At 67.0% G+C, this 11353-nt stretch carries 9 protein-coding genes; 5 read left to right on the forward strand and 4 right to left on the reverse strand.

What is annotated here, in order from left to right; translation table 11 throughout:
- Positions 1-8: 8 nt before the first annotated feature.
- Both GPA21_RS01180 and GPA21_RS01185 read right to left on the reverse strand, forming a co-directional pair.
- A complete protein-coding gene (locus GPA21_RS01180; protein ID WP_168986381.1) occupies positions 9-569 on the reverse strand; it encodes a DUF2946 family protein in 561 nt (186 codons plus the stop codon).
- A complete protein-coding gene (locus GPA21_RS01185; protein ID WP_168986382.1) occupies positions 566-1303 on the reverse strand; it encodes a Mut7-C RNAse domain-containing protein in 738 nt (245 codons plus the stop codon). The genes GPA21_RS01180 and GPA21_RS01185 overlap by 4 nt, the downstream gene beginning before the upstream one ends.
- A gap of 72 nt (positions 1304-1375) precedes the next feature.
- Here GPA21_RS01185 and GPA21_RS01190 point away from each other — a divergent pair, with 72 nt between their 5' ends.
- Both GPA21_RS01190 and GPA21_RS01195 read left to right on the forward strand, forming a co-directional pair.
- The gene (locus GPA21_RS01190; protein WP_168986383.1) at positions 1376-4108 is read left to right on the forward strand and encodes a PD-(D/E)XK nuclease family protein; all 2733 of its coding nucleotides are present in this window, start codon (positions 1376-1378) and stop codon (positions 4106-4108) included.
- Complete coding sequence (locus tag GPA21_RS01195) at positions 4105-7515, forward strand: UvrD-helicase domain-containing protein (RefSeq protein ID WP_168986384.1); 3411 nt, start codon at positions 4105-4107, stop codon at positions 7513-7515. Before GPA21_RS01190 ends, GPA21_RS01195 begins: the two co-directional genes overlap by 4 nt.
- A gap of 1 nt (position 7516) precedes the next feature.
- Here GPA21_RS01195 and GPA21_RS01200 read toward each other — a convergent pair whose 3' ends face one another.
- Positions 7517-7939: a CBS domain-containing protein gene (locus GPA21_RS01200; RefSeq protein ID WP_168986385.1), complete on the reverse strand. Its 423-nt coding sequence runs from the start codon at positions 7937-7939 to the stop codon at positions 7517-7519.
- A gap of 256 nt (positions 7940-8195) precedes the next feature.
- Here GPA21_RS01200 and GPA21_RS01205 point away from each other — a divergent pair, with 256 nt between their 5' ends.
- Positions 8196-8771: an SLATT domain-containing protein gene (locus GPA21_RS01205; RefSeq protein ID WP_168986386.1), complete on the forward strand. Its 576-nt coding sequence runs from the start codon at positions 8196-8198 to the stop codon at positions 8769-8771.
- Positions 8772-8803: 32 nt separating this feature from the next.
- Positions 8804-9106 carry a hypothetical protein gene (locus GPA21_RS01210; protein ID WP_168986387.1) on the forward strand — a complete coding sequence of 101 codons (303 nt, stop codon included), beginning with the start codon at positions 8804-8806 and terminating at the stop codon, positions 9104-9106.
- A 35-nt stretch (positions 9107-9141) separates the two neighbouring features.
- Here GPA21_RS01210 and pdxR read toward each other — a convergent pair whose 3' ends face one another.
- Entirely contained in the window at positions 9142-10584 is a 1443-nt protein-coding gene (gene pdxR / locus GPA21_RS01215; RefSeq protein ID WP_168986423.1) for a MocR-like pyridoxine biosynthesis transcription factor PdxR, read from the reverse strand.
- A 92-nt stretch (positions 10585-10676) separates the two neighbouring features.
- Here pdxR and GPA21_RS01220 point away from each other — a divergent pair, with 92 nt between their 5' ends.
- A complete protein-coding gene (locus tag GPA21_RS01220) occupies positions 10677-11315 on the forward strand; it encodes a pyridoxamine 5'-phosphate oxidase family protein (RefSeq protein WP_168986388.1) in 639 nt (212 codons plus the stop codon).
- The last annotated feature ends 38 nt before the right edge of the window (positions 11316-11353 follow it).

Below are 11353 nucleotides of genomic sequence, written 5' to 3' on the forward strand. Positions count from 1 at the left end.
CCGAGCGATCAGCGGGGCGCGGGGTTCGGGATGAACCTGAAGTGTGCCGCTGCCTCGGCGCGGGCAATGTGGCCGACCTTCAGCCCTCGCCAGCGCAGGCGAGCACGACCATCCAGCGCAGCGAGCAAGGTGGCCTCATCGACCGACTGACCGTGCTCGTCGGCGCAGGCGTCGATGAATGTCGCGAGATCCCGGCCGTCGAGTAGCCCGGGGCCAGCCGGTGTCGCCAGTAGCACGTTGCCTTCGTCGTCCATCCATACCGAAATCGGGTCGCCGGCCGGCCTGCCGGTGTGTGCGAACACATCGCCGGCTGCGTCGAAGTGCAGCACCAGTGGCATGTACTCGAGGGCGACGAACACCTTCTGCGGACCGTTCTGGACAAACCAGGCGCCGTCCTCGCCGCGGCCGTAATTCGCATCCAGCAACTTGCGCAGCCCGGGGTGGGAGACCGCCTCACCCTGCAGGCGCCAGGCGCCGCGGCAGTCCAGCGACAGCCAGCCGTAGCAGGCCGGCACGTCAGGCCATTTGGCGATGGCAGCGGCAAGGTCGTATTCGATGTGATCTGTCATTTGCGGAGCTTTGAGACGATTGCGGGTTCTTCGCACTGAAGCAGCGATGCCAGGCGCGCACGCATCCGCTGCCAGTGACTACCCTCCCAGAATACCCGCTTGCAGCCGTCGCATGTGCTGAAGCGGGTGTGCCGAGCCAGTATGCCCGCTGGAACCCGCGCGGAGGCTCGTTCAGCCTCGAGCGGGTGCAGAGGCAGACCGCACGTCAGGCACAGGGTGAAAGGCTTTGCATGGCGTCGAAGGCCGAGACGTTCGTCGAGTTCGCGAAACTGTCGCTCGGGGTCGGTATTGCGCAGGTAACACCCTCGCGCGATATCACGGTGCTTGAGCAGTTCCACATCGCGGCTGAGCACGATGCGGTTGCTGTCATGCGCCAGGGCGGCGATCTCGGCGTCCTGGAAGTGGTTGTCGTAAAGTGTGTCGAAGCCGGCGAGTCTGAGCAGGCGTGCAAGTCCGCCGAGATGCGCATCGGCAATGAAGCCGGGCAGGTCGCCGTCGTGGTCGCGCGCAGCGGCGACTTCGACGCTGGTTTCGTCTGTGACCCGCTCGTCCAGCGACGCCAGGCGGCCGTCTTTCGATACCCGCCCGATCTCGGTATGGGGTACCCCCAGGGCTTCGATCACATGCTTGAGCGTCGCGGTCTCGGGTGCGTGAGAGATGACGTTCCCGCCCCGATGCTGTCGGGGAAGGAAATGCACGAGTGCCGGGTCGAAACGGAGCTGGATGGTCGGCATGATCCTGAGCGGGCTCGTCCGGTGAGCCTGTCGGTCCCATAATATGCGTCAAACGCCAGCCGGATGCCACGCATGACCCAAGCTCTTGCCCCCTCGGACGACGAAATCGTGCTTTGCGCCACCGCGCGCCTTGCGCGCACCCTGCCGCTTGAGGCGGCAGCCCGTGCAGGCGTTGGCGAGGCTGGGGTGCCGGTGCCGAACACCGCCACTGTCTCCCAATGGTTGGGCAACGTCATCGAGGAGGCGCTGTTGTGCGGCGAGGTGGCGCCCACCGCCTTGCCTTCACGCGTGCTCACGACGCAGGCCGAAGCCTTGCTGTGGGAGCGCTGCGTGCGCGCCGCAGTCGACGACGATATCGCATCGGAGCTCTTCGATGCGCGGGGTTTGGCCACCGAGGCGATGAAGGCCGCCGAGCTTGTCGATGTTTGGACGCTCGCGGTGGACCCGGTGCAGGCCAGCGAGGAAAGCCGCCGCTTTCTCGAATGGCGACAGCGCTTCGTCGACGAAGCCACGCGCCATGGCTGGGCGACGTCCGCCATGGCCGCGTTGAGGCAAGTCGAGTTGCTGGAGGCCGGCGTGGGGCGCATGCCGGCATCGGTTGCGCTCGCCGGGTTCGATCGCCTCAATCCGCTGGAACAACGGCTTGTTCGTGCCCTCGAACAGCGAGGCGTGGCCGTGCGAGAACGTGTCACCGGCACCGAGGCGCCGGGCGAGGCGAGGCTGATCGCGCTCGCCGACGGCGCCGCTGAATGCCGTGCCGCGGTGCATTGGGCGGTGGAGATCGCGCTGGCGCGCCCCGAGGCCAGGGTCGGCATTGCGGTACCCGATCTGGCCGCCCGTCGCACGCTGCTTACCCGACTGCTCGACCATGCCCTGGATGTGGCCGCGCTGCGCCCGGCCCAGGCCCAGCGTCAGCGTCATTACAACGTCTCGCTCGGCTTGCCCTTGTCCGAGGTGCCGCTGGTCGCGACCGCACTCGCATTGCTGCGTCTGGCCGCCCGGCGTGAGTTTCCGCAGCAGGATTTTGGCAGTCTTCTCAACGGCCCGTGGTGGGGAAGCGATCTGTCGGAGGTCGACGCGAGGGCGCGCCTCGACGCGCTGATGCGCGAGCGTCTGCCGGCCCGTTGCTCGCTGGCGCGAATCGTGCGGCTCGCGCGCAAGGCCATCGTGGACGGACTCGCCATCCACGGCATGACCGACCGACTGGAGCATGTCGCGCGTCTGCTCGACCGGCTGCCGCCCCGGCAGGCGCCGTCGGCTTGGCGCGCCAGTCTGCTGCGGCTGCTCGAAGCTTTCGGCTGGCCGGGCGAGCGCACGTTGAGCAGTCATGATTTTCAGGCGCGTGAGGCCTTCGTCGAGGGACTCGAGTCCCTGGGCGGTCTGGACGACATCACCGGCACCCTGTCGCTCGGTGAAGCGGTGGCGCGGCTTGCCGAGGCATGTGCCGCGCACCTCTTCCAGCCGCGAACCGAGGGGCGCCCGCGCATACAGGTGCTCGGCCTGCTCGAAGCCGCGGGTGAGCGACTCGATGCGTTGTGGGTGATGGGCATGAACGATGCCTTGTGGCCTCCGGCACCCAACCCCTCGCCACTGCTGCCGGCTGCCCTGCAACGGTCCGCTCGCACACCGAACGCCTGTGCGGAGGTGCAGTTCGAATTCGCGCGAGCGATCCACGCCAGGCTGCTGCAGGCAGCGCCTGAGCTGGTCTTCTCGCACGCGCTGCGCGAGGGCGAATCCGAACTCCGGCCGAGCCCGCTGGTGGTCGGCATGACGCCGCATCCGGTCGCGCCAGCGCTTGCCGGTACGCTCGGCGACCAGGTCCGCGCGGCGGTCGAGGCAAACCGCTTCGAGTATCTGGACGATCATCTCGCGCCGCCGGTGGCCGAGGGCGAGAAGGTTGCCGGTGGCACCGGCTTGTTCCGCACCCAGGCTATCTGCCCGGCCTGGGCCTATTATCGCCACCGCCTCGGCGCCCAGCCGCTTGAGACGCCGACAGAGGGACTGGATGCGCGCGAACGCGGCTCGCTGGTGCACAAGGTGCTCGAGTGTTTCTGGCGCGGGCGCGATCTCGCTGGCGTGAAGGCCATGGACGAGGCGGTGCTTGCCAGGGAAATCGGCGACGCGGTCGCAGCGGCGATCACGCAGTTCACCGAACAGCGCGAAGCGCCCCTGACGCCGCGCTTTCTCGAACTCGAGCGCGATCGCCTGATCGACCTGCTCGGCGAATGGGTGGCACATGAACTGCAGCGCGGCATCCCGTTCGCGGTGCGCGCCTGCGAACACGAGCGCACGGTCGAGGTCGGCGGCATCGCGGTGCGCCTGATCGTGGACCGGATCGATGAATTGGCTGACGGCAGCCTGTTGATGATCGACTACAAGACAAGCGCCACCGTCGACGCCACGAGCTGGGCCGCGGAGCGGATCACCGAACCGCAGTTGCCGATTTACGCGAGCTTCGCCACCGACGGCGAGCCGGTATCGGGTATTGCGCTGGCGCGGGTGCGTCTGGCCGGCGCCCGCTTTGCCGGCATTACCGCCGAAGATGGCGTGCTGCCCGGGGTCAAGGGTCTGCCGAACGCCCGATCGCTCTACGACGAGACAGAAGTGGCCGACTGGAACGCCTTGCTCTCCCGCTGGCATAGCGGCCTGACCACGCTCGCCGACGAGATCCGTGCCGGCGAGGCGGCGGTGCGCTTCACCCGCGAGCAGGATCTGGCCTGGTGCGAGGTGGCGCCGATCCTGCGTCTGCCCGAGCGACGCATGCTCTACGGGCGCCTGCTGGCTGCTGACGGAGCCGGGCAATGAGCGAGACACTGATCACGGCCAGTGGTGACGACCTGCTCGCAGCGGACGCCAAGGCTCGCCGGCGTGCGCTCGAGCCTGCCTCCTTTATCGTCGAGGCGCCGGCAGGCGCGGGCAAGACCGAGCTCATCGCACAGCGTTTCCTGATGCTGCTGGCCCGCGTCGAACACCCCGAGGAGATCGTCGCGATCACCTTCACTCGCAAGGCGGCAGCCGAAATGCGCAATCGCATTCTCGCCAGCCTCGAGATGGCGGCGAGCGGCGTGCTTCCGGAGGCGGCCCATCGGCAGGTCACCTTCGAGCTCGCGCGCTCGGTACTGGCGCGCTCGGCCGAGCTCGGTTGGGCGCTGCAGTCCCAGCCGCAGCGGCTGCGGATTCTCACCATCGATTCGCTGTGCGCGTCGCTCGCGCGGCAGATGCCGCTGCTTAGCCGTTTCGGCGCACAACCGGCGGTGGCGCAGGAAGCCGGCGCCCTATACGCCGAAGCGGCTGCCGAAACCGTGGCGCTGCTCGACGAGGCGGCATTGCCTTTTGTCGCCGAGTCGCTTTCCTGGCTGGACAACGACACCGCCCGCCTGCAGCGGCTGATCGCCGAGATGCTGGCGCGGCGCGACCAATGGCTTCACCATGCGCTCGACGAGTCGCTGGCCGAAGCCTCGGCCCGGGTGCTGAATCAGCTGGTGGACGAGGAACTGGTCGAGATCGCGGGACGGGTCGACGACAAGCTGCAGCACGAGCTCATGCCCTATGCGCGCTTTGCCGCAGATCAGCTGGAGGATGGTGCCACGCTCACCTGCCTGCGCGGTTGGGATTCACCGCTCGCGCCGAGTGCCGATGCACTCCCGATGTGGCGAGCGCTTTGCGATCTGCTGCTTACAGGCACCAACGGCCTGCGCCGTTCTCTCAACAAGAACAACGGTTTTCCGGCGACCGACGAGGGTCGGGCTGCCAAGCAAGGCCTGCTGGAACTGCTCGACAGGCTCCGTGACGATAGCGATTTCGAGGCTGCGCTCGCCCGTATCCGCATGCTGCCCGATCCCGCACTGCATGCAGACGAGGGCGAGGTCGTCGAGCATTTTGCTGCACTGCTCAAGCTGGCCGCGGCGCAGCTTTTCGCGGTCTTCCAGCGCCACGGCAAGGTGGATTTCATCGAGGTGTCGCAGCGCGCGATCGCCGCGCTGGACGACGGCAGCGGCCCGACCGAACTCGCCCTCAAACTCGACTACCGGCTCAGCCACCTGCTGGTCGACGAGTTTCAGGACACCAGCCCGACGCAGATACGGCTCCTGGAACTGCTCACCACCGGCTGGATGCCAGGCGACGGTCGAACCCTGTTCTGCGTCGGCGATCCGATGCAGTCGATCTATCGTTTCCGCAAGGCCGACGTCGGGCTGTTCCTGCAGGCGACACAGCGCGGCATCGGCGGGGCGCCGCTCGAAGCCCTGCGCTTGTCCCGCAACAACCGCTCCTGTCCGGCGGTGGTCGATTGGGTGAACCAGGCCTTCGGCGCCATCTTCCCGCCGGCCGACCAGATCAGTCGCGGCACGATTCGCTATCGCAGCTTCGTCGCCACCCATGAGCCTCTGCCGTCCGCGGGTGTGGCGGTTCATCCGCTGGTCCTGCCGGCAGGCACGCTCGCCGCCGAGCGTGACCGGCTCGAAGCGCGCAGAATGCTCGCCATCATCGACGGGGTGCGCGCCGACGACCCCGCTCGCAGCATTGCGGTGCTGGTGCGTGCCCGCAGCCATCTCTCGTCGCTGATCGCCGAGATCCGGGCGCATCGGCCGGACTTGCGTTTCTCGGCGGTCGAGGTCGAAGCGCTTGCCGATCGCCAGTGGATTGCCGACCTGATGACGCTGGTGCGGGCCTTGTCGCAGCGGGCAGACCGGGTCGCCTGGCTGGCCCTGTTGCGTGCTCCCTGGTGCGGCCTGATCCTGGCCGACCTGCATGCACTGGCGGCCGAAGACCGCAGATCAACGATCTGCGCCCTGATGGCCGACGAGGCCCGGGTCGCCGCGCTGAGCGACGATGGCCGGGCCCGGCTCGCGCATGTACGCAAGGTTTGCGAGGAGGCCTTCGCACACGCCGGCCGGATGCCTTTCGGGCGCTGGGTGGAGAGCACCTGGCTACGCCTTGGGGGGCCGGCCTTGCTCCCGGATGCCGCCGCCGGTGAGGATGTCGAAGCCTGGTTCGGGCTGCTCGACCGGTTGGTCGACAGCGGCGAGTTCAGCCTCGAGCGGCTGGAGGACGAGGTCGGCAGGCTGTTCGCCGCCGCCGACGCCGGCGCAGATGGCCGTCTGAGCTTCATGACGGTGCACAAATCCAAGGGTCTGGAGTTCGACACCGTGATCGTGCCCGGCCTGCACCTTCGCTCCGGGCAGACCGATACGCCGCTGCTGCGCTGGGAGGATGTGGCGACCGGGGATGGCGGCAGCACCCTGGTGGTCGCTCCGGTGCGCACCCGCCGCAACAGCGCGGAGACGACCAGCACCTATACCTATCTGCAGAAGCTCGAGGCCGAGCGCGCGCTCAACGAGGAACTGCGCGTGCTCTATGTCGCGGCGACCCGGGCCGTGCGTGCCCTGCATTGGGTCGGCGCGTGCGAGCAGGCCGACGACGGCAGCCTGCGGCAGCCGTCTTCAGGCACGCCGCTGCGGCTGCTGTGGCCGGTGGTCGAGTCGTTGTTCGGCGCCAGTGCGGTGAGCGTTGTTCCGCCAGCGGACAGCCACGGCCTGCCGTCGTGGGAGGACTTCGTGCCGCCGTTGCTGCGCCTGCGCACACCTGGCGAGCCGGAGTGCATCGTGCGCGCGGCCGAGGCGGTCGAAACGGAAACCCCGGGACTCGAGCAGGAACCCGCCGACACCGAGGGCAGATACCGCCTTGAAGCAGCGGTCGGCACCCTGGTGCATCGTTATCTGGAGATTTTCGCGCGCACCGGTTGCGATGGCTGGACTGTCGGCAGGCTGTCCAGCCTGCGTCAGGCCATGGTGCGCTGGCTGGGCGGAGAAGGCTTTGCCGATGCGGACGCCGACAAGGGCGCCGCGAGGGCGTTATCCATGCTGGAGCGGGTCGTGGCCAGCGACACCGCGCGGTGGATACTCGTGCCGCGTGAGCAGGCGGCTTCCGAACTCACGCTGGCCTCGCGCAGCGAAACGGCGATCCGCCTGCACGTGGTCGACCGCAGCTTCGTCGAGGATGGCGTGCGCTGGATCATCGACTTCAAGACCGCCCGCCTGCCCGATGGGGCAGACGATGCGGCCTTTGCCGAACATGCCCGGCGCTATCGTGACCAGCTTGATCGTTACGCTGCGCTATTCCGCGACGAGGGTCTGCCGGTGCGTTGCGCGATCTACTACGTCGAGCACGACCGTCTCGAGCATGCGAGCGCCGAAACGCCGTGGGCCGGATGAATCAGGCGATGCGTTCCCACAGGCTGGTTTCGTCCTCGAAGTGGTCGAGCTCCAGGCCCTTGAAGTCGCCGCGCGAGACGATGCCGACGATACGGCCAGCCTCGACCACTGGCAGGTGGCGGAAACCGCCGTCGCTCATCAGCCGCAAGGCTTCTATCGCGGTGGCGTTGGGCGCAATGGTCGTCGGGTCCGGCGTCATCAATGTCTCGATGCGGGTGGTAACCGGATCGCAGCACTCGGCCATGGCGCGCACCGCGTCCCGACCGGTGAAGATGCCCTTCAGTGTGATCCCGTCGTCCGACACCATGACCGCACCGATACGTTGCTCGCGCATGCACTGACACGCGCGTTGGATGTTTTCTGCGCTGGCGAGCGTGAGCGGGTGCTGATGCTCGACGATTAGCGCGAGTTTGCGGTTCGTCATGACTGCCTCCTTTTCGTTTGGCCTGCCTTCCGCTCACAGTGTATTCCTGATTCGGATCCGGCGTGATGCGCCAGGTCAACCCTGGCGCGAAGTCTCCGGGGGAAGACCTCGCAGCGTTCCAGGAGCAGTCGAAGTGGAAAGCGTGGACTATGCTGAACTATCGATGGCCCTGGCATAAGCGGTGTCATGGGAGGCGTGAGTGAGTGTCGGTGACAACAGCGTGTGGCGAAATCTGCGCCCGGAGGATCCTCGGCGGGTGAGAAGATTTCGTGAGCGGACGGAGTCGCTGCAGTGGGATGCCGCGAATGCCGAGAGTTCGCTGTCGGAACTCTTCGCCGCGGTGGACGACCTGGCGGAATCGGAAGTCCGTTACTACTACAGGCGGCGGGGCACACGCGCCCTGATTTCGTCGCTTGCAAGGTTTCTGGCCTGGCTGCTGGGCTCTGTCGGGCTGCTGCTTCCATTGCTGGCCGGCACCGCCGCGCCAGTCTTCAGGGATTGGGGGCAGTATGGTTACGTCTTTCTGGCCGCTGCTGCCTGCCTGCTGGGTGCGAATGCCCTGTTTGGTGGCACTTCCGGCCACGTCCGCTTTGTGCAGGTCCAGCTCGAACTCGAAAAGCTCATCGCCGAATCGCGAATCGCCTGGTGCCGCCATCTGGCGTCAACTGGTGACAGCCGGCACCTCGATGCCGGTTTCGAACTGGTGCTCGCTTACGCGCAAGGGCTGCATGCAGCGACGCTCGCTGAAACCGGGCGCTGGGGAGAAGACGCGTTGAGTGCGCTTGCCGAATATCGTCAGTCCATCAAGTCGCGCGCATCCGGCAAGCATTGATGGCCATGGACCAGAGAGAGTAGAAAGGTGTCATGGAACTGTTTCTGACCTTGTGGTTACCGCTCGTTCCGTTTGTCGTGGTGTGGATCGCGTTGCGCCATGGTCCTGTCCGCAATCGCTGGTGGCGAGGAGAGAACCCACTCGGGTTCGCGCTGTTCGTGGGAACGGTGAGCTTTGCAGCCGGCTTTTTCGGCCCGATGCTCTTCGCGCCGGGCGCTAATCAGGGTCCGATGTTGGGCATCTTCTACTCAGGCCCCATTGGTTTGGCCGTGGGTGCGGCCTGGGGGCTGTGGCGTGCGGCGCGACGGGGGAGCTGGAACTCGCTTGCTTGCTGATTGGGGCGAAGTCGCTCGCCGTCTGAAACGATGTCTCACCCCAGAACTGCGATTTTCAGCCGTCGCACGCCCTCGGCGATCATGCCTTCGTCGAGGTTGCCGTATCCCAGCAACAAGCCGTTGCACCTGACCGGCGCTCTCGCGTACCCCCGCAGCGCCCGAACGCCGAGGCCGAGCGCGTTGGCTCGCCTGGCGATTTCGTCATCATTCGCGCCGGGTGGAAGCCACAAGACCAGGTGTAGTCCGGCGTCGCCACCCGACAAGGCCAGCTCCGAGCCGAAGGCGTTGCGCAAGGCCACCCGCAGCACGGCGAGTCGCTTGGCGTAAAGACTGCGCATGCGCCTCAGATGGGCAGTGTAGTGGCCGCGGCGAATGAAGTCGGCGAGTGCGCGTTGTTCGATTCCCTGGCCGGCCCGAGTGGCCTGGGCTGTGGCGCGAGCGAACTGCCGCGCGACGGCTTGCGGCACGACGATATAGCCCAGGCGCAAGCCGGGGTACAGCGTCTTGCTGAAGGTCCCGACATAGACCGCCGGTGAATCCGCCTGTAACCCGAACAGGGGCGCCGGTGCGGGGCCGCTGCGCCGGAACTCGCTGTCGTAGTCATCCTCGATGAGCCATGCTCCAGCTTGTCGCGCGTCCTCCGCGAGTGCGACGCGGCGCGGCAGAGACATCACGCGCCCAGTCGGGTATTGGTGGGACGGGGTGACCATGATCAGCCGTGGCCGATGTGCGCGCCAGTCGGATACCTGCGGCGCCAGGCCTTCGAGATCCACCGGCACGTCATGCACCTTCAACCCAGCGAGTCCGAATGCGGTTCGTGCTGCGAGATAGCCCGGATTCTCCACCCACACGGTGTCTCCATGGTCGGCAAGCAGCCGGGCGCAAAGATCGAGTGCCGACTGGGTGCCGGTGGTGACCACGATCTGTTCCGGGGTTACCGACAGGCCGCGAACGCCGCTCAGGTGTTCGGCCAGTGCCGCGCGCAGCGCGGGGTCGCCGCCGGGGGCGGCGTAACCGAGCTGGCGCCAGCCGGCATCGCTCCAGGCGCGCGACAGCGACTGTCGCCACAAGCGGAACGGAAATGCGCCGAAATCCGGTACGCCGGGCGAGAAGGGCAATGCCTCGGCATCGCGTCCGGATTCGGATTGCAGCGCGGCTTCTGCCCGACGCGACAGTGACAGGGAAACACTCGGTTTGGACACCCCCGGCCGGCCGACCGTCACCGGCGGCGGAAACCGCGCGACCCGCGTGCCCTGGCGGTCGGCCACGAGGTAGCCCTCGGCGACCAGCTGCTCGTAGGCGAACAGCACGGTGTTGCGGGCGACGCCGAGCGATGTCGCGAGCCCGCGGCTTGCCGGCAGGCGCATTCCGGACGGGAGGCGGCCGGACAGAATGGCCTCACGCAGACGCTGATACAGCACCTGTTGGCGCGGCGTGGCCTCGGGGAGCGGCGGAGCGAGCAACCAGTCCAAAGCCATCATGGCTCCAATCGATCGACAATTCGTGGCGCTAAACAAGGTACCACGAGACGCTTAGGATCGAGGCCTGACCACTATCCGGGGAGTTCGCCATGAGCCAGGCTACAGCGCCATCCGCCCGTACCCGCATCCGTCGGCTACCCGACCGCGGGCGCTACGACTTCGCCACCGTTGCCGCCATCGTGGACGCAACCATGTTGTGCACCGTCGCTTTCCAGATCGACGGCGCAGTGCATGCAATTCCGACTCTGCACTGGCGTGAAGGCGAACACCTTTACATCCACGGCGCCAAGGCCTCGCGCATGCTGAAGGCGCTGGCGCATGGCGAGGCGTGCGTGACGATCGCGCAGGCCGATGGCCTGGTGCTCGCCCGCTCGGCGATGCATCACTCGATGAACTACCGCTCGGTGGTGATCTACGGCCGCTTCGAAGCGGTGACCGACCCCGACTACAAGCTGCGCAGCCTCGAGGCCTTCATCGAAGGACTCTACCCCGGCCGCTGGCAAACCCTGCGTCCGATCAACGATAAGGAGCTCAACGCCACCACAGTGTTGCGCATCCCGCTCACCGAAGCGTCCGCCAAGGTGCGCGCAGCCGGCGTCAAGGACGATGAGGAAGATCTGAGCTGGCCGGTGTGGGCAGGCGTGATTCCGCTCCACACCGTTCCCGGCGAACCGCAGGCCGAACACGACAGCGTGTTGTCCGACGTGCCGCCGACACGCTTCGTCTGATGATCCACCGTGGCCATGCTGGAAAGCGTTGTCAGCTC

The sequence above is a fragment of the Azoarcus taiwanensis genome, assembly GCF_012910885.1.
GTDB lineage: Bacteria > Pseudomonadota > Gammaproteobacteria > Burkholderiales > Rhodocyclaceae > Azoarcus_F > Azoarcus_F taiwanensis.